Raw genomic sequence first — 17,635 nt, 5'->3', positions numbered from 1 at the left:
CCGCTGTGGAAGGATAGGAGCATGCTTCGTTGGCTCACTGCCGGAGAGTCTCACGGCCCGGAACTCATTGCAATCGTCGAGGGTCTTCCCGCCGGCGTACCCGTCTCGCTCGACGCCGTCCGAGCGGATCTCGCCAGGCGCAAGCTCGGCTACGGTCGCGGGTCCCGGATGAAGTTCGAGGAAGACGCGCTGTCCGTCTCCGGGGGCGTGCGCCACGGTTTCACCCTCGGCAGCCCGGTCGCACTCCGCATCGGCAACACCGAATGGCCGAAATGGGTCGAGGTCATGAACCCCGAGCCCGTCGAGGAGACCGAGAAGTCCCGCGGACGCAGTGCCCCGCTGACCCGTCCCCGCCCCGGCCACGCCGACCTCGTCGGCATGCAGAAATACAACTTCGACGAAGCCAGGCCGATCCTCGAACGAGCCAGCGCCCGTGAGACGGCCGCCCGCGTGGCGCTCGGCGCCGTCGCGCGTTCCTTCCTGGCCGAGCTCGGCATCACCCTGGTCAGCCATACCCTCTCAATCGGTCCCGTGCGTGTTCCGGAAGGCAACCCTCTTCCGACGCCCGCTGATGTCGACCGGCTCGACGCCGATCCTTTGCGGTGCTTCGACCCGGCCACCTCGGCCCTGATGGTCGCCGAGGTCGACGACGCCAAGAAGGACGGCGACACCCTCGGCGGTGTCGTCGAAGTCCTGGCCTACGGTCTTCCGCCAGGGCTCGGTTCGCACGTGCACTGGGACCGGCGGCTCGACGGCCAGCTCGCCCAGGCGCTCATGGGCATCCAGGCGATCAAGGGAGTAGAGGTCGGCGACGGCTTCCTCACCACCACCCGCCGCGGTTCGGCCGCTCACGACGAACTGTTCGCGCTCGGCGACCGGATCGTCCGCTCCAGCGACAAGGCCGGAGGAACCGAGGGTGGGATGAGCACTGGCACCGTGCTTCGCGTGCGCGCGGGAATGAAACCCATCGCCACTGTTCCGCACTCGTTGCGGACGATCGACATCGCCACAGGCGAGGCCGCCGGTGCGCACCACCAGCGTTCGGATGTCTGTGCCGTTCCCGCCGCCGGTGTCGTTGCGGAGGCCATGGTCGCGCTCGTGCTCGCGAACTCCGTCCTCGAGAAGTTCGGCGGTGACGCCGTCGAGGAGACCAAACGCAACCTCGACGGGTACCTCGCCGCGATTCCCGAGAGCCTGAAGAGCGCGACGGAGTCCGCTCCCGAACTCCAGTGACCGGGGAACACCTTCCGCTTCCCCTCGTCCTGATCGGACCGATGGGCGCAGGGAAGACGAAGATCGGTCGTCGGGTGTCTCGCACTCTCCAGGTGCCGTTCATCGACACCGACAAACGGATCGTGGCCGAACACGGTGCGATCACCGGGATTTTCGCCGAGCGCGGCGAGCCCGAGTTCCGCAGGCTGGAGCGCGAAGCCGTCTCGGCCGCCCTGCAGGAACCGGCAATCGTGTCGCTCGGGGGAGGAGCTGTCCTCGACCCGGCTACCCAACAGGACCTTGCCGGCCACACCGTCGTCCTCCTGACCGTCAGCGCGCAGGCAGTCGCCGCCCGGATCCGCACAGACAAGCGGCCACTTCTCGCCAACGGCACCGGCGACTGGCAGCGCATCTACGACGAACGACGGCCGATCTACGAACGACTGGCCACCATCACATTCGACACCTCGAGCGAGCCGATCGAACGCATCGCCGACCGGATCGCCGCCTGGGCGGAAGGACACTCATGACTGCCATCACCACCATCGAGGTCACCGGGGCAGACGCCTACTCCGTCGAGGTGGGCCGCGGCATCCTCGACCGCATCCCCGCTGTGCTCGGTGACGACGTCGCCAAGATCCTGCTCGTGCACCCGCCGACTCTCGGAGCCCGTGCCGAGAAACTGCGTGAAAGCCTCGCCGACCGCTATCAGGTGCTCCTCGCCGAAATCCCGGATGCCGAAACCGGCAAACGGGTCGAGGTGGCGGCTTTCTGCTGGCAGATCATGGGCCAGGCCGACTTCACCCGCACAGACGCCGTTATCGGCTTCGGCGGGGGAGCGACCACCGACGTCGCCGGTTTCGTCGCAGCCACCTGGCTGCGCGGGGTCCGACTCGTCCAGGTTCCGACCTCGGTCGCCGGGATGGTCGATGCCGCGATCGGCGGCAAGACGGGGATCAACACGAACGAGGGTAAGAACCTCGTCGGGTCGTTCTACGCGCCCGCTGGTGTGATCGTCGACCTTGATCTGCTCTCCACCCTCCCGAGGAACGAGATCCTCGCCGGGTTCGCCGAGATCGTGAAGTGCGGTTTCATCGCCGAGCCCGAGATCCTCGACCTGATCGAGGCCGACGTCGACGCGGTCACCGACCCGACGACGGATGCCTTCCGCCGGGTCGTCGAACTGTCCATCGCCCTCAAGGCACGCGTGGTCAGCGAAGATTTCAAGGAGGGCGGCATCCGCGAGATCCTCAACTACGGCCACACCCTCGGTCACGCGATCGAGCACGCGGAGCGTTACCAGTGGCGTCATGGAGCAGCCGTCGCTGTCGGCATGATGTTCGCCGCTGAGCTCTCCCGGCTCGCCGGACGGCTGCCCGACGCTGTCGCCGATCGGCACAGGAGCATCCTCGATTCGCTGTCGCTTCCGACGGAATACCCCGTCGGGCGCTGGAACACGCTCCTCGCCACCATGCAGCGCGACAAGAAGGCGCGTGCAGGGATGCTGCGATTCATCGTGCTCGACGATCTCGCGAAGCCCACCGTTCTGGCCGGTCCTGAGACAGCCCTGCTCTTTGCCGCCTACCAGGAAGTAGGCTCCTGAACCATGAGCTCGCAGACGATATACGTTCTCAACGGCCCGAACCTCGGACGCCTCGGGAGCCGCGAACCCGATGTCTACGGCTCGGGCGACCTCGACGACCTGCGCGCGCTTCTCACCGCCGTCGCCCCTGACAACATCGCCATCGATCTCCGTCAGACCAACGACGAGGCCGAACTCATCGGCTGGCTGTACGAGGCGGTCGATTCCGGTTCGCCCGTCATCCTCAACCCGGCCGCGTTCACCCACTACAGCTACGCGCTGAGGGATGCCGCTGCTCTCGTATCGAAGGCCGGGTTGCCCCTCATCGAGGTGCACATCACCAACCCGCATACCCGTGAGGTCTTCCGCCACACGAGTGTCATCTCCGGGGTCGCGACCGGGGTCATCGCCGGCTTCGGATTCGACTCCTATCGCCTGGCGCTCGCGGCTCTCTCATTCAGCCGCTGACGCTCTCTTTGGCGCCTCGTCGCCCCTGCGGGTAAACTCGTCCGGACGGCCCGGTCGGGCCGAACCTCTTCCCACTGAAACGGAACCCCCTCTTCATGGCATCTACCGCCGACATCAAGAACGGAATCGTCCTCAACATCGACGGCCAGCTCTGGAACGTCATCGAATTCCAGCACGTCAAGCCGGGCAAGGGCGGCGCTTTCGTCCGTACCAAGCTCAAGAACGTCGTCTCGGGCAAGACCGTCGACCGCACGTACAACGCCGGCACGAAGATCGAGATCGAGAACGTCGACCGCCGCGACTTCACCTACCTGTACAACGACGGCGAAGCATTCGTGTTCATGGATGTCGCCGACTACGACCAGCTCACGGTTCCGGCAACTGTCGTCGGCGATGCCGCCAACTTCATGCTCGAGAACCAGTCGGTCACTGTCGCACTCAACAACGGCAATCCGCTGTACGTCGAACTGCCGGCATCCGTCGTGCTCGAGATCACCTACACCGAGCCCGGCCTGCAGGGCGACCGCTCCACTGGCGGCACCAAGCCTGCCACCGTCGAGACCGGATACGAGATCCAGGTTCCGCTGTTCCTCGAACAGGGCACCAAGGTCAAGGTCGACACCCGCACCGGTGACTACATGGGCCGCGTCAACGACTAGTGAGCGCCCGCAGCAAAGCCCGTAAACGGGCTCTCGACATCCTCTATGGTGCCGACCTCCGCGACCTGCCGCTCCGCGACGCCCTGAGCGTCGAGGCGCAGCGGGCTGCGAGCGAACCCCAGCGGGAAGCATCCTGGCTCTATGCTCGCGATATCGTCGACGGGATCATCGACAACACCGAAGAGATCGACGAGCAGATCGAGACCTACGCGCAGGGCTGGACCCTGGCGCGGATGCCTGCCGTCGACCGCGCGATCCTGCGGATCGGCGTGTGGGAGATCCTGTTCAACGATGAGATCCCTGCAGCCGTCGCCATCGATGAGGCTGTCGAATCCGCGAAGACACTGTCGACGGACGACTCAGCCGGCTTCGTCAACGGACTGCTCGGAAAGATCGCACAGGCCAACGGCTGAGACGGCCGCTCAACGCCCGTTCCACACCGGTGGGACGGGCGTTCTGTGTCTGCAGGCTTTCTGTGCGTTCGGCATTCTGTCTGTCCGGTGTTCACCCGACTGATCGACGCGAGTACGCTCTGGGCCATGGCGAACTTCACCGAGCACCCGGTCGTCGTCGACTTCCCATTGCGCGGAGACGGCTGGCGTGCGGTGACGACGCCGGCCACTCGCGTGCCGAGCCACGGGACCGACCTGCTCGGCCAGCGGTTCGCCTACGATTTTCTCCGTGTCGACGCGCGGGGGAGCTACCACCCGGGGAGTCCGGCACGCACTGCCGTCGCGGGTGTCAGAACCCGGGAGTGCTACGCGTGGGGAGCAGCGATCTATTCTCCGGTCGACGCCGTGGTCGTCTCCGCCGTCGACGGGATGCCGGAGCGCACCTGGATACATCCGGTCAGGGAGGTCGCCCGTATGGCGTGGAACGGCTTCACATTCAGGCCCGACCGGATCCCGTTCATTCTCGGCAACCACGTCCTACTCCGGTTCGGGACGCTGTTCGCCGGATTCGCCCACCTCGCGCCGGGGACGGTCGACGTGGCGACCGGTCAGCAGGTCGCGGCAGGGGAACTGGTCGGCCGGATCGGTCACACGGGCAACTCGACGTCTCCCCACCTGCACTTCCAGCTGATGGACTCCGCCGACCTGATGGCGGCGCACGGGATCCCGTGCGCATTCCGCGCGTTCGAGATCCAGCGGGATGGCGCGTGGGTCGGCGCCGATGGCATCCCTGGCAGACGCGATCTTCTGCGATCGACGACCTGACCGATCAGCGTGCGGATTCCGCAGCGGCCGCATCGAGGAAACGCACGAGGCCCGCGACAGCAGACCGCCCGGCCCTGTTCGCGCCGATCGTCGACGACGACGGCCCGTAGCCGATGAGATGCACGCGAGGTTCGACCGCGACCGCAGTGCCATCCATGGCGATACCACCGCCGGGAAGCCGAAGGTGAAGCGGTGACAGATGGTCGAGGGCAGCGCGGAAACCGGTGGCCCAGAGTATGGCATCCGCGCGCTCGAACGTCCCATCGGCGCGGTGGACGCCGTCCGGTTCGATCGCGGTGAACATCGGATGCCGCTCGAGTACACCGCGAGCGGCTGCCGCCCGCAGTGCAGGCGTCCAGATCAAACCGGTGACGGACACGACGCTCTGAGGCGGCAGTCCCTGTCGCACCCTGTCCTCGACGAGTGCAACGGCTGCGTGCCCCGCCCGGCTGTCGAACTCCTCGTCGCGCCACACCGGTTCCCGTCTGGTGAACCACGTCGTCGTGGTGACGGCCGAGATTTCGTCGAGGAGCTGCACTGCCGAGATGCCGCCGCCGACGACGAGCACGTGTTGTCCGATGAACTCTTCTGCCGCCACGTAGTCGGCGACGTGCAACTGGCGACCCCGAAACGTCGACTGTCCGGGGTAGAGCGGCCAGAACGGGCGGGTCCAGGTGCCCGTGGCGTTGATCACGGCTCGTGCCGTCACCGTTCCGACATCCGATTCGACGCGGAGCAGACCGGTGGGGTGTTCGTCTACCCTCACCACCCGACGTACCCGAACCGGGCGCACAACGGCGAGGTCGAGTTGCCGCTCGTAGTCGCCGAAGTAGTCGGTGAGAAAGTCTGAGCTGGGTTGTTCCGGGTCGACATCGGGCTTCGGGACCCCCGGGAGGTCGCTGATCCCGTTCACCGTCGCCATGACGAGGCTCCGCCAGCGGTGGCGCCACGCACCGCCGGGCCCGTCTTCGGCATCGAGGACCAGATACCTGCGCTCGGAGCTGTCCTTCGCCACGCCCGCGGGCACGAACCCCCGGCGTTGCAGGTGGTAGGCCGCTGAGAGCCCGGCCTGGCCGGCGCCGATCACGACGACGTCGGCAACGACGGGCTCGCCTGCCGATACCGGTGTGGGGGAGTAGAGGGTCACGCCCGGCTGTAACGCCGATGTCGCCGAAGTCCTTCCCAGCACACGATCTCCCGTACGGTGCGAACCAGGGGCACGGCATCCCAGCGCAGCGGCCACTGGTAAGATGGAATCACATCGACAACCTTTAACGCCGTCCAGAGAGACGGAGAAGGGAGTCAGCGAATGAGTGCGCGTGTCGTACTGCAGCAGGCTGACATCGCCCGAGCGTTGACTCGGATCTCGCACGAGATCCTGGAGTCCAATCGCGGCGCAGAAGGCCTCGTCCTTCTCGGCATCCCCACCCGTGGTGTGATCCTCGCCGACCGCATCGCCCGGATCATCGCCGACATTTCAGGCTCACCCATCGACGCAGGGTCACTCGACGTGACCATGTACCGCGACGACCTGGCGAAGCATCCGACCCGCACACCTTCACCGACGCACATCCCCGCGTCTGGGATCGACGGCAAGACGGTTGTCCTCGTCGACGATGTTCTCTACTCGGGCAGGACGATCCGCGCCGCCCTCGACGCCATCGGCGACATCGGCCGCCCACGCGCCGTCCGCCTGGCCACCCTCGTCGACCGCGGCCACCGCGAACTCCCGATCCGCCCGGACTTCGTCGGCAAGAACCTGCCGAGCGCTCAGACGGAGCGGATCAACGTGCGCCTGGCCGAACTCGACGGCGCCGACCTCGTCTCGATCGATGCGGCGGTGCTCTGATGCGCCACCTGCTCTCCACCCGCGATCTCGACCGGGATACCGCCATCCGGCTCCTCGACGTCGCTGAAGACATGGCAGATACCCAGCATCGCGAAGTGAAGAAGCTGCCCACCCTGCGCGGCAAGACCGTCGTCAACCTGTTCTTCGAGGACTCGACCCGCACCAGGATCTCGTTCGAAGCGGCTGCCAAACGCCTGAGCGCGGATGTCATCAACTTCAGTGCCAAAGGATCCAGCGTGTCGAAGGGAGAGAGCCTGAAGGACACCGCCCAGACGCTGCAGGCGATGGGAGCGGATGCCGTCGTCATCCGGCACCCCGCATCGGGCGCTCCCCAGACCCTCGCGACGAGCGGCTGGATCGACGCCGGCATCCTCAACGCCGGTGACGGCACCCACGAGCACCCGACCCAGGCACTGCTCGACGCCTTCACCATGCGTAAGCGGGTGCACGGCGACGGCTCACGCGGCCACGGACTCGACAGCCTCGCGGTCACCATCGTCGGCGACATCCTGCACTCGCGGGTCGCGCGCTCGAACGTGTGGCTGCTGACGACGCTCGGCGCCAGCGTCACCCTCGTCGCTCCTCCCACCCTCGTGCCCGTCGATACTTCGGCCTGGCCCGTCACCATCAGCTACGACCTCGACGACGCGATCGCCGCGAAACCGGAGGTACTGATGATGCTCCGTATCCAGGGCGAACGGATGCGGGATGCCTTCTTCCCGAACAGCCGCGAGTACGCGAGACGGTGGGGACTCGACGACGCGCGGCTCGGCCAGCTCGAGCCGACTACCATTGTGATGCACCCCGGACCGATGAACCGGGGCCTCGAAATCTCCGCTGCCGCCGCCGATTCGCCCATGTCAACCGTGCGCGAACAGGTGACAAACGGGGTTTCCGTGCGGATGGCCGCACTGTATTTGCTGCTGTCCGGCGATCGGGAGAACTGAACCATGTCGACCACCTACCTGATCTCGGGCGCCTCGCTGCCGGACGGAACACGCACTGACCTGCTCCTCGCCGACGGCGTGATCGCCGACGTCGGCACGTCGCTGAGCTCGGCAGGCGCCGAACGCGTCGACGCAGACGGGCTCATCGCTCTGCCCGGCCTCGTCGACCTGCACACCCACCTCCGCGAGCCCGGCTACGAACAGAGCGAGACCGTGCTCACCGGAACCCGGGCGGCCGCTGCCGGTGGTTTCACCGCCGTCTTCGCCATGGCCAACACCTCGCCGGTCGCAGACACCGCCGGCGTGGTCGAGCAGGAACTGTCGCTCGGCGAACAGGCGGGCTATGCCACCGTTCAGCCCATCGGCGCCGTCACCGTCGGTCTCGCCGGTGAACAGCTCGCCGAGCTCGGTGCCATGGCGTCGTCCCGCGCCCGCGTCCGCGTCTTCTCCGACGACGGCTTCTGCGTCTGGGACCCGGTGCTCATGCGCCGCGCCCTCGAGTACGTGAAGTCGTTCGACGGCGTCATCGCCCAGCACGCCCAGGAACCCCGCCTCACGGCCGGCGCTCAGATGAACGAGGGCGCCGTGTCGGGCGAGCTCGGACTCACCGGCTGGCCTGCGGTCGCCGAAGAGTCGATCATCGCCCGGGACGTCCTGCTCGCCGAGCACGTCGGCAGCCGGGTGCACATCTGCCACGTCTCGACGGCAGGCTCCGTCGACGTTCTCCGCTGGGCGAAAGGCCGAGGCATCGCGGTCACCGCCGAGGTGACGCCTCACCACCTGCTCCTCGACGAGGAACTGGTCCGCAGCTTCGACGCGAGGTACAAGGTCAACCCGCCTCTCCGCCGTCGCGAAGACGTGCTCGCGCTCCGCGAAGCGCTGGCAGATGGCACCATCGACATCGTCGCCACCGATCACGCACCCCACCCGGTCGAGAACAAGGACTGCGAATGGGATGCCGCGGCGAACGGCATGGTCGGCCTCGAGTCAGCGCTCAGTGTGGTCCATGCTGCCGTCGTCGCTGACGGCCGACTCGACTGGTCAGACGTGGCACGGGTGCTCTCGAGCGCCCCCGCCCGGATCGGCCGCATCTCCGGGCACGGCCAGAGTCTCGTTGTCGGCGCGCCGGCCCAGGTCACCCTCTACGATCCGAACGCCAGCCGAACCTTCGGCACCGCCGATCTCGCCGGAAAGGGAGTGAATTCACCGTATCTCGGGCGTGAACTGCCCGGTCGTGTCGTCTCGACCTTCCACGCCGGGTTCGCCACCGTCCTCGACGGAAAGCTTCGTCCCGCAGACGAGGTCGCAGCACACTCACGGTCACGGCGGACGGAGAACCATGCCTGATCGCATCCTCCCGGCCGCCATCGTCCTGGCCTTCCTCGCCCTGCTCCTGCTCGGGATGTGGCTGGCCTGGCGCGCCCGATCCAGGAGGGATGCCGGGGTACCGGCCGGAACTCCGCTTCCCGCCGACGGCATCCACCCGATCGAGTCGACCGCCGTGCTCTACGTCGCAACGACGAAGACCGGTCAGCCTCTCGAACGCCTCGCCATCCGCGGCCTGGCGTTCCGTGCCAGCGCAGACCTCACCGTCGCCAACGAGGGAGTCGTGCTCTCCGTCCCCGGTCAGGAGCCGGTCTTCATCGCCGCCGGGCAGATCCGGTCGGCGCAGCCGGCCACCTGGACGATCGACCGGGTGGTCGAAACAGACGGACTGCTGTCTGTGAGTTGGCTGGCCGGTCACACGGATGTCGACAGTTACGTTCGCGTCATCGATCCGACCAGACACTCCCGTGTCCTCACCGCCCTGACCTCCCTTGTTCCGACGGCGTCAGCGTCGTCGACCTCCCAGACAGACCCCACCGACTCCACCGAGAGTGAGAAGTAATGAGCAGCTCGAGTTTTGGCTCCGCGACACCGGCCGTCCTCGTCCTCGAAGACGGCAGCCGCTACGTCGGACGCGCATACGGCGCAACAGGCAAGACCCTCGGCGAGGCTGTGTTCTCCACCGGCATGACCGGCTACCAGGAGACCCTCACCGACCCGTCGTACGCCGGGCAGATCGTCCTGATGACCGCCCCGCACATCGGCATCACCGGTGTGAATGATGAAGACAAAGAGTCGAGGCAGATCTGGGTCGCCGGGTTCGTGGTCCGTGACCCCTCCCGGGTCGTCTCCAACTTCCGCGCCCAAGACAGCCTCGACAACGATCTCGTCGCAAGCGGCGTGGTCGGCATCAGCAACATCGACACGCGCGCCGTCACCCGCCACATCCGCTCGGCGGGGGCCATGCGTGCCGGAATCTTCTCCGGCGAGTTCTTCGACCTGTCGGAAGGCGACCAGCTCGACCAGGTCAAGCAGGGTGTGGAGATGACCGGGAGGAACCTCTCACACGACGTCTCGACCATCGACCCGTACGAGGTACAGGCAGAGGGCGAGCGCATCGGCCGCGTCGCCGTGCTCGACCTCGGCATCAAGACCTCGACGGTGAAGTACCTTGCAGAGCGGGGCTTCGACGTGCTCGTGCTGCCACAGAACGTCACAGCGGAACATGTGCTCTCCCTGAACCCCGACGCCCTGTTCTTTTCGAACGGGCCAGGCGACCCCGCGGCATCCGACGCCCACGTCACGCTGCTCCGCGAGGTTCTTCGCGCTGACGTGCCATACTTCGGGATCTGCTTCGGCAACCAGTTGCTCGGTCGCGCGCTCGGATTCGGCACGTACAAACTTCCGTTCGGCCACCGCGGGATCAACCAGCCGGTGCTCGACAAGGCCACAGGGCGTGTCGAGATCACCTCGCAGAACCACGGCTTCGCCGTCGACCTGCCGATCGAGGGCGATCACCAGTCCCCAGAGGGCTTCGGGCGCGTCACCGTCAGTCACTACAGCCTCAACGACCAGGTGGTCGAAGGACTTGCGTGTCTCGACATCCCGGCATTCAGCGTGCAGTACCACCCCGAGTCTGCTGCTGGACCCCACGACGCCAACCACCTCTTCGATCGATTCCGCGACCTTGTGATCGCCAAACGGACCAACGCAGCAGGAGACGACAACTAATGCCCAAACGCGACGACATCCACAGCGTCCTCGTCATCGGTTCAGGTCCGATCGTCATCGGCCAGGCGGCCGAGTTCGATTACTCCGGTACCCAGGCCTGCCGTGTTCTCCGCGAGGAGGGCGTCCGCGTCATCCTCGTGAACTCGAACCCGGCCACGATCATGACCGACCCTGACTTCGCCGATGCGACATACATCGAGCCGATCACGTGGGAGGTGCTCGAGACGATCATCGCCAAGGAGAAGCCGGATGCGATCCTGCCCACTCTGGGTGGGCAGACGGCCCTCAACGCCGCGATCCAGCTGCACGAGCACGGCATCCTCGAGAAGTACGACGTCGAGCTGATCGGCGCGAACTTCGAGGCCATCAACAAGGGTGAGGACCGCCAGATCTTCAAGGAGCTCGTTCTCGAGTGCGGCGCCGACGTGGCGAAATCCTTCATCGCCCACACAGTCGATGAAGCCGTCGACTTCGCTGAGCAGCTGGGCTACCCGCTCGTCATCCGGCCGTCGTTCACGATGGGTGGCCTCGGCTCCGGTTTCGCGTACACCCGCGATGAACTCGTGCGTATGGTGACGGACGGCCTTCACCAGAGCCCGACGACCGAGGTCCTCCTCGAAGAGTCGATCCTCGGCTGGAAAGAGTACGAACTCGAGCTGATGCGCGACACCGCAGACAACACGGTCGTCGTCTGCTCCATCGAGAACGTCGACCCCGTCGGCGTGCACACCGGTGACTCGATCACCGTCGCTCCTGCCCTCACCCTCACGGACCGCGAGTACCAGAAACTCCGCGACATCGGAATCGACATCATCCGAGCCGTCGGCGTCGACACCGGCGGCTGCAACATCCAGTTCGCCATCGACCCCGCCGACGGCCGCATCATCGTCATCGAGATGAACCCCCGGGTCTCCCGCTCGAGCGCCCTTGCCTCGAAGGCCACCGGATTCCCGATCGCCAAGATCGCGGCCAAACTCGCCATCGGCTACCACCTCGACGAGATCCCCAACGACATCACCAAGGTGACGCCGGCGAGCTTCGAACCGACGCTCGACTACGTCGTCGTGAAGGTTCCCCGGTTCGCATTCGAGAAGTTCCCGGCGGCGGATGCCACGCTTACGACCACCATGAAATCGGTCGGTGAGGCGATGGCCATCGGCCGCAACTTCGCGACCGCTCTGCAGAAGGCACTGCGTTCGCTCGAGAAACGTGGCTCCAGCTTCCACTGGGGCGATGAGGTCCGTTCGATCGACGAACTGCTCGCGGTCGCCGCCGTCCCGACCGACGGCCGCATCGTCGTCGTGCAACAGGCGCTTCGCAAGGGAGCAACAGCAGAGCAGGTCTTCGAAGCCACGAAGATCGACCCGTGGTTCCTCGACCAGATCGTGCTCATCAACGACGTCGCCGACTACGTCAGGGATGCCGCGCGGCTCGACACCGACGTGCTCCGCACAGCCAAGGACCACGGTTTCTCCGACGTGCAGATCGGCCAGTTGCGTGGCTTCGGCGAGGCAGAGGTACGTGAAGTGCGACACATCCTCGATGTGCGTCCGGTGTACAAGACCGTCGATACCTGTGCGGGGGAGTTCCCCGCGCTGACGCCGTACCACTACTCCAGCTACGACTCCGAGACCGAAGTCATGCCGTCTGACCGCCGCAAGGTGGTCATCCTCGGCTCAGGACCGAACCGGATCGGGCAGGGCATCGAGTTCGACTACTCCTGTGTGCACGCGTCATTCGCGCTGCGAGACGCCGGGTTCGAGACGATCATGATCAACTGCAACCCCGAGACGGTGTCGACCGACTACGACACGAGTGACCGGCTGTACTTCGAGCCGCTGACGCTCGAAGACGTTCTCGAGGTCATCGACGCCGAGAGCAGGGCAGGTGAACTCGTCGGCGTGGTCGTTCAGCTCGGCGGGCAGACCGCCCTCGGCCTCGCCGCCGGACTCAAGGCTGCCGGTGTTCCCATCCTCGGAACCACCCCGGAGGCGATCAACCTCGCCGAGGAACGTGGAGAGTTCTCCCAGATCCTCGACGCCGCCGGGCTTCTCGCACCGAAGAACGGAACGGCCACCGAAGTGACCGGAGCTGTGACCATCGCCGAGGACATCGGCTACCCGGTCCTCGTCCGCCCAAGCTTCGTGCTCGGCGGCCGCGGCATGGAGATCGTCTACGACAGCGCGACGCTCCGCGACTACTTCGACCGGATGGCCGGCCAGGGCATCATCGGCCCCCAGCACCCGCTCCTCGTCGACAGGTTCCTCGACGATGCGATCGAAATCGATGTCGACGCTCTCTACGACGGAACCGAACTGTACATCGGCGGGGTCATGGAGCACATCGAAGAGGCCGGAATCCATTCCGGTGACTCGAGCTGCACCCTCCCGCCAATTTCGCTCGGTCGGGCACAGATCGACCGCGTCCGTGAGGCCACGCTCGCGATCGCGCAGGGCATCGGAGTGCAGGGACTGCTCAACGTGCAGTTCGCGATCGGTGCCGGCATCCTCTACGTGCTCGAAGCCAACCCGCGCGCTTCCCGCACCGTGCCATTCGTGTCCAAGGCCCTTGGGATCCCGCTGGCGAAGGCGGCGGCGCTCGTGATGACGGGTACGACGATCTCCGAACTCACAGAGTCCGGACTGCTCCCACCCGTCGACGGCTCACGCATCCCGATGGACTCGCCGGTCTCGGTCAAGGAAGCCGTGCTCCCATTCAAGCGATTCCGCACCAAGGACGGCCGTATCGTCGACTCGATCCTTGGCCCCGAGATGCGGTCGACGGGCGAGGTCATGGGAATCGACCAGGACTTCCCTCGCGCATTCGCGAAGAGCCAGACCGCCGCATACGGCGGCATTCCGCTCTCAGGCACGGTCTTCGTCTCGGTATCGGACCGCGACAAGCGTTCCATCGTTCTCCCGATCCTCCGCTTCCACGAGCTCGGCTACGACATCGTCGCGACGGAAGGAACCGCTGAAATCCTCAACAGGAACGGCATTTCCGCTCGCACCGTCCGCAAGTACAGCGAAGGCAACGAGTCCGAACTGGGTGAGCCGTCGATCGTCGAGCTGATCAACCGACACGAAGTCGATATCGTGATCAACACGCCGTCGGGACGCTCCGGGCGCGCCGACGGATACGAGATCCGCGCCGCCGCCGTTGCCGAGGACAAGCCGCTCTTCACGACCATCGCCGAGCTCACCGCTGCTGTCGCCTCGATCGAGGCCGTGCGCAACGGCTTCACGGTGCGCTCGCTGCAGGAGTACGCCGCGGATCGGGCGTTGCGGGCATGACCGTCAGCTTCGCCGAACGTCTCACGACGGTCTTCGACGGGCCAGGGCGGCTCTGCGTCGGCATCGACCCGCACGCCTGGTTGCTGACCTCGTGGGGACTGCCGGACAGCGCAGACGGAGCGCTGGAGTTCGGCCTCAGGGTCGTCGATGCCACCGCAGGCTCCGCCGGGATCGTCAAACCGCAGGTCGCGTTCTTCGAGCGGTTCGGATCCCTCGGATTCGCCGCTCTCGAACGGGTCATCTCGAGCGCTCGCGAACAGGGGCTCCTCGTCATCGCCGACGCGAAGCGGGGAGACGTCGGCTCGAGCGTCGACGCCTACGCCGAGGCCTGGCTCGGCACCGGATCGCCGCTCGAATCGGATGCAGTGACGCTCAACCCGTTCCAGGGCGTCGGTTCGCTCACCGGGCCGTTGGAACTCGCCGATCGGAACGGAAAAGGGGTCTTCGTGCTCGCCGCCACCTCCAACCCGGAGGGCATCGAACAGCAGCAGGCAAAACTGGCCTCCGGTTTGACCCTGGCGCGGAGTATCCTCGACGACGTGACGTCGTGGAATGAAGCACACGCTGCCGGGCCGCTCGGTTCGGCCGGAGTGGTGCTCGGCGCGACGCTCGACCTCACCGGATTCGAGCTCGGGGGAGCCCGTACCCCGACCCCTCCCGTCCTCGCGCCCGGCTTCGGGCACCAGGGGGCTTCTGTCTCCGACCTGGCAGCCATCTACGGGCCCCTGGCGCCCGGCGTTGTCGTCTCCGAATCACGGGCACTGCTTGCAGCAGGGCCAGACGGCATCCGCCAGGCTGTCGCCACCCGAGCAGAAGAGGTGAGGCGCGCCAGTGCCTGAGCCAACCGATCGAACACCACCGGAGGTCGACCGCGTCGCCGCGTCCAGGGCCGCCGTCGAAGCCCGCCGCGCCCGCGCCGCGCTGAAGAACGCCATCGCGGACGGGTCGGTGTCTGCACTTTCCGTCCTCGACGACGGGCTCCGCGACCCTGACGGCGTCGCCGGACGTATGCGTGTCACCGACTTCCTGCTCAGCGTCCCCGCCATCGGCCGGACCAAGCTCGCCCGCATCCTCGACGACCTCGGGATCTCGCCCTCGAAGCGGATCGGCGGGCTCGGCCATAACCAGCGGGGTCGACTGCGCGACTTCGTCATCGACCGCGAAGCACGCAATCGCGGACGTCGGAAGAGCCGACTCGTCGTACTCGCCGGGCCGACAGCCGTCGGCAAGGGCACCGTCGCCACCCACATCCGCGAAAACTATCCGGATGTCCTTCTCTCGGTATCGGCAACCACCCGGGCACCGCGCCCTGGAGAGGTCGAAGGAGTGAACTACTTCTTCGTCGATGACGCCGAATTCGACCGGCTCATCGCCGACCACGAACTCCTCGAACACGCCACAGTGCACAATGCCTACCGATACGGCACCCCGCGGGCGCCGATCGACGAGGCGCTACGGCGAGGCCACAGCGTACTTCTCGAGATCGACATCCAGGGTGCTCGCCAGGTCCGCGAAGTGATGCCTGAGGCCACGCTCGTCTTCCTGCTGCCCCCGAGCTGGGACGAACTGGTTCGCAGACTCGTCGGTCGCGGCACCGAGGATTCGGAGGAACGCGAGCGTCGGCTGAGCACCGCGAAGCATGAACTCGCCGCCCAGGACGAGTTCGATTACCGGGTCGTGAACGGCACAGTGGGCGAAGCAGCCCGGGAGGTCGTAGACTTGATGCAGACTCGTGGCCCATCAGACGCCGTCCAGGCGTGACTCTCGGCCACCGACAGACCTCCGGTCTCCAATCCGCAACACACGAGGAGTGTGACTTCAGTTATGGCCGAAAAGCCCAAGGGAATCATTGACCCGCCCATCGACGACCTTCTTTCCAAGGTCGATTCCAAGTACGCCCTGGTGATCTTCGCGTCCAAGCGCGCCCGCCAGATCAACGACTACTACTCCGACCTGCACGAGGGAAGCCTCTTCGACAACGTCGGGCCGCTCGTCGACTCTCACGTCGAAGACAAGCCGCTCTCGGTCGCGCTTCACGAGATCAACGAGGACAAGCTCGTCCTGCGTCCCATCGCCGAGTAACACCGAATACTCACCGATGACAGGTTCTCTGAATGTCGTTGTCGGCATAACGGGTGGCATCGCCGCGTACAAAGCGGTCGGTGTCATCCGTTCTTTCGTTCTCGCGGGGCACCGGGTCCAGGTCGTCGCGACCACGGGGGCACTGCGTTTCGTCGGGCGCCCCACGCTCGAGGCGATCTCCAGGAACCCGGTGCACACCGAGCTCTATGAGGGAGTCGCCGAAGTGAGGCACGTGGCGATCGGGCAGGCTGCCGACCTCATCGTCATCGCACCGGCAACGGCGAACACCATCGCCAAACTCGCGGCCGGTCTCGCTGACGACCTGCTCGGGAACACCGTCCTGGCGAGCACAGCACCCGTCGTCCTCGCCCCCGCGATGCACACCGAGATGTGGCAGAATCCTGCGACACAGGCAAACATCGCCACCCTTCGGTCTCGCGGCGTCACTGTCGTCGGACCGGCAAGCGGCCAGCTCACTGGCACCGATTCGGGCCCGGGGCGCATGGAAGAGCCCGACGCGATCGTGGACGCAGCCCTCGCCGCCGTTTCCGGCGAGACAGCCAGGACACCCGGCGACCTCGACGGTTGCGCCATCGTCATCACCGCAGGGGGAACCCGCGAGCCGCTCGACCCCGTCCGCTTCCTCGGCAACCGGTCAAGCGGCAAACAGGGGGTCGCCCTCGCAACCGCGGCCGCACAACGCGGTGCAGCCGTAACGCTCATCGCCTCACACCTCGACGTCCCCGCGCCGAACGGCGTGACCGTGATCGATGCCCCGAGTGCCGCCGAACTTCAGGCAGCGGTGACGGATGCCGCGCCGCGCGCCGACATCGTCATCATGGCAGCCGCCGTGTCTGACTACCGCCCTGCCGAGGTGCAGGAGTCGAAGATCAAGAAGGAAGACGCAGGAGACGAGCTCTTGCTGAGACTGGTCAAGAATCCTGACATTCTCGCCGGGCTTGCGCACAACGCCCGGCCCGACCAGACCATCGTCGGATTCGCGGCGGAAACCGCGCATGGCGACGATGAACTGATCCGGATCGGCCGGGCAAAACTGGCCAGGAAGGGCTGCGACTTTCTTGTCGTCAACCGGGTCGGCTGGAACGAGGGTTTTGCGCGTGACACCAACTCGGTGGTCATGCTCGCACGGGGCGGAACCATCGCACTCACCGAGTCCGGCGACAAACTCGCCGTCGCAGAACGGATTCTCGACATCCTGCTGGCAGAACGTCGCTGACCACCGTCACGTGGACCTGTCGCCCGTTCGGC

Annotated in this window: 18 protein-coding genes; 17 read left to right on the top strand and 1 reads right to left on the bottom strand. The window is 66.2% G+C overall.

What is annotated here, in order from left to right:
• The first annotated feature begins 21 nt into the window (after window positions 1-21).
• From aroC to IWX78_RS05215, 7 genes are all read left to right on the top strand, one after another.
• Window positions 22-1,233 (top strand): chorismate synthase, encoded by a 1,212-nt coding sequence (aroC, locus tag IWX78_RS05245; protein ID WP_196832398.1) that lies wholly within the window; start codon window positions 22-24, stop codon window positions 1,231-1,233.
• A 41-nt stretch (window positions 1,234-1,274) separates the two neighbouring features.
• Window positions 1,275-1,742: a shikimate kinase gene (locus IWX78_RS05240; protein ID WP_196832735.1), complete on the top strand. Its 468-nt coding sequence runs from the start codon at window positions 1,275-1,277 to the stop codon at window positions 1,740-1,742.
• Complete coding sequence (aroB, locus tag IWX78_RS05235) at window positions 1,739-2,815, top strand: 3-dehydroquinate synthase (protein ID WP_196832397.1); 1,077 nt, start codon at window positions 1,739-1,741, stop codon at window positions 2,813-2,815. Before IWX78_RS05240 ends, aroB begins: the two co-directional genes overlap by 4 nt.
• Window positions 2,816-2,818: 3 nt before the next feature.
• Window positions 2,819-3,262: a type II 3-dehydroquinate dehydratase gene (locus IWX78_RS05230; RefSeq protein WP_196832396.1), complete on the top strand. Its 444-nt coding sequence runs from the start codon at window positions 2,819-2,821 to the stop codon at window positions 3,260-3,262.
• A gap of 95 nt (window positions 3,263-3,357) precedes the next feature.
• On the top strand, window positions 3,358-3,921 hold the full coding sequence (gene efp / locus IWX78_RS05225) for an elongation factor P (RefSeq protein WP_196832395.1): 564 nt from the start codon (window positions 3,358-3,360) through the stop codon (window positions 3,919-3,921).
• A complete protein-coding gene (gene nusB, locus IWX78_RS05220) occupies window positions 3,921-4,334 on the top strand; it encodes a transcription antitermination factor NusB (RefSeq protein WP_196832394.1) in 414 nt (137 codons plus the stop codon). Before efp ends, nusB begins: the two co-directional genes overlap by 1 nt.
• 126 nt (window positions 4,335-4,460) lie before the next feature.
• Window positions 4,461-5,138: a M23 family metallopeptidase gene (locus tag IWX78_RS05215; RefSeq protein WP_196832393.1), complete on the top strand. Its 678-nt coding sequence runs from the start codon at window positions 4,461-4,463 to the stop codon at window positions 5,136-5,138.
• 4 nt (window positions 5,139-5,142) lie between these two features.
• Here the strand turns inward: IWX78_RS05215 and IWX78_RS05210 are convergent, their stop codons facing one another.
• Entirely contained in the window at window positions 5,143-6,285 is a 1,143-nt protein-coding gene (locus tag IWX78_RS05210) for an NAD(P)-binding domain-containing protein (protein ID WP_196832392.1), read from the bottom strand.
• Between the two features lie 162 nt (window positions 6,286-6,447).
• Between IWX78_RS05210 and pyrR the strand changes: the two genes are divergently transcribed.
• The 10 genes from pyrR to coaBC all read left to right on the top strand — a co-directional run bounded on the left by pyrR (window position 6,448) and on the right by coaBC (window position 17,603).
• Window positions 6,448-6,987: a bifunctional pyr operon transcriptional regulator/uracil phosphoribosyltransferase PyrR gene (gene pyrR / locus IWX78_RS05205; RefSeq protein ID WP_196832391.1), complete on the top strand. Its 540-nt coding sequence runs from the start codon at window positions 6,448-6,450 to the stop codon at window positions 6,985-6,987.
• Complete coding sequence (locus IWX78_RS05200; RefSeq protein WP_196832390.1) at window positions 6,987-7,934, top strand: aspartate carbamoyltransferase catalytic subunit; 948 nt, start codon at window positions 6,987-6,989, stop codon at window positions 7,932-7,934. The genes pyrR and IWX78_RS05200 overlap by 1 nt, the downstream gene beginning before the upstream one ends.
• 3 nt (window positions 7,935-7,937) lie before the next feature.
• The gene (locus IWX78_RS05195; protein WP_196832389.1) at window positions 7,938-9,281 is read left to right on the top strand and encodes a dihydroorotase; all 1,344 of its coding nucleotides are present in this window, start codon (window positions 7,938-7,940) and stop codon (window positions 9,279-9,281) included.
• The gene (locus tag IWX78_RS05190) at window positions 9,274-9,822 is read left to right on the top strand and encodes a PH-like domain-containing protein (RefSeq protein ID WP_196832388.1); all 549 of its coding nucleotides are present in this window, start codon (window positions 9,274-9,276) and stop codon (window positions 9,820-9,822) included. The genes IWX78_RS05195 and IWX78_RS05190 overlap by 8 nt, the downstream gene beginning before the upstream one ends.
• Window positions 9,822-10,991 (top strand): glutamine-hydrolyzing carbamoyl-phosphate synthase small subunit, encoded by a 1,170-nt coding sequence (carA, locus tag IWX78_RS05185; RefSeq protein WP_196832387.1) that lies wholly within the window; start codon window positions 9,822-9,824, stop codon window positions 10,989-10,991. The genes IWX78_RS05190 and carA overlap by 1 nt, the downstream gene beginning before the upstream one ends.
• The gene (gene carB, locus IWX78_RS05180; RefSeq protein WP_196832386.1) at window positions 10,991-14,284 is read left to right on the top strand and encodes a carbamoyl-phosphate synthase large subunit; all 3,294 of its coding nucleotides are present in this window, start codon (window positions 10,991-10,993) and stop codon (window positions 14,282-14,284) included. Before carA ends, carB begins: the two co-directional genes overlap by 1 nt.
• Window positions 14,281-15,123, top strand: a complete 843-nt coding sequence (gene pyrF, locus IWX78_RS05175) for an orotidine-5'-phosphate decarboxylase (RefSeq protein ID WP_196832385.1) — start codon at window positions 14,281-14,283, stop codon at window positions 15,121-15,123. Before carB ends, pyrF begins: the two co-directional genes overlap by 4 nt.
• Entirely contained in the window at window positions 15,116-16,045 is a 930-nt protein-coding gene (gmk, locus tag IWX78_RS05170; protein ID WP_334684573.1) for a guanylate kinase, read from the top strand. The genes pyrF and gmk overlap by 8 nt, the downstream gene beginning before the upstream one ends.
• A gap of 63 nt (window positions 16,046-16,108) precedes the next feature.
• Window positions 16,109-16,366: a DNA-directed RNA polymerase subunit omega gene (gene rpoZ, locus IWX78_RS05165; RefSeq protein WP_196832733.1), complete on the top strand. Its 258-nt coding sequence runs from the start codon at window positions 16,109-16,111 to the stop codon at window positions 16,364-16,366.
• A 16-nt stretch (window positions 16,367-16,382) separates the two neighbouring features.
• Entirely contained in the window at window positions 16,383-17,603 is a 1,221-nt protein-coding gene (gene coaBC, locus IWX78_RS05160) for a bifunctional phosphopantothenoylcysteine decarboxylase/phosphopantothenate--cysteine ligase CoaBC (protein WP_334684572.1), read from the top strand.
• The last annotated feature ends 32 nt before the right edge of the window (window positions 17,604-17,635 follow it).

The sequence above is a fragment of the Mycetocola sp. CAN_C7 genome (genome assembly GCF_015752285.1).
Classification (GTDB): Bacteria; Actinomycetota; Actinomycetes; order Actinomycetales; family Microbacteriaceae; genus Mycetocola_A.
The sequence above is the reverse complement of the archived record's forward strand: the minus strand, read 5'-3'. Positions and strand labels throughout refer to the sequence as shown.

Excerpts from the sequence above, each read along its gene's own strand:
- IWX78_RS05215 (WP_196832393.1), top strand. The coding sequence starts at position 4,461 with ATGGCGAACTTCACCGAGCACCCGGTCGTCGTCGACTTCCCATTGCGC.
- IWX78_RS05200 (WP_196832390.1), top strand. The coding sequence starts at position 6,987 with ATGCGCCACCTGCTCTCCACCCGCGATCTCGACCGGGATACCGCCATC.
- pyrR (WP_196832391.1), top strand. The coding sequence starts at position 6,448 with ATGAGTGCGCGTGTCGTACTGCAGCAGGCTGACATCGCCCGAGCGTTG.
- pyrF (WP_196832385.1), top strand. The coding sequence starts at position 14,281 with ATGACCGTCAGCTTCGCCGAACGTCTCACGACGGTCTTCGACGGGCCA.
- carB (WP_196832386.1), top strand. The coding sequence starts at position 10,991 with ATGCCCAAACGCGACGACATCCACAGCGTCCTCGTCATCGGTTCAGGT.
- IWX78_RS05240 (WP_196832735.1), top strand. The coding sequence starts at position 1,275 with ATGGGCGCAGGGAAGACGAAGATCGGTCGTCGGGTGTCTCGCACTCTC.
- coaBC (WP_334684572.1), top strand. The coding sequence starts at position 16,383 with ATGACAGGTTCTCTGAATGTCGTTGTCGGCATAACGGGTGGCATCGCC.
- IWX78_RS05230 (WP_196832396.1), top strand. The coding sequence starts at position 2,819 with ATGAGCTCGCAGACGATATACGTTCTCAACGGCCCGAACCTCGGACGC.
- carA (WP_196832387.1), top strand. The coding sequence starts at position 9,822 with ATGAGCAGCTCGAGTTTTGGCTCCGCGACACCGGCCGTCCTCGTCCTC.
- aroB (WP_196832397.1), top strand. The coding sequence starts at position 1,739 with ATGACTGCCATCACCACCATCGAGGTCACCGGGGCAGACGCCTACTCC.
- efp (WP_196832395.1), top strand. The coding sequence starts at position 3,358 with ATGGCATCTACCGCCGACATCAAGAACGGAATCGTCCTCAACATCGAC.
- IWX78_RS05195 (WP_196832389.1), top strand. The coding sequence starts at position 7,938 with ATGTCGACCACCTACCTGATCTCGGGCGCCTCGCTGCCGGACGGAACA.
- aroC (WP_196832398.1), top strand. The coding sequence starts at position 22 with ATGCTTCGTTGGCTCACTGCCGGAGAGTCTCACGGCCCGGAACTCATT.
- IWX78_RS05190 (WP_196832388.1), top strand. The coding sequence starts at position 9,274 with ATGCCTGATCGCATCCTCCCGGCCGCCATCGTCCTGGCCTTCCTCGCC.
- rpoZ (WP_196832733.1), top strand. The coding sequence starts at position 16,109 with ATGGCCGAAAAGCCCAAGGGAATCATTGACCCGCCCATCGACGACCTT.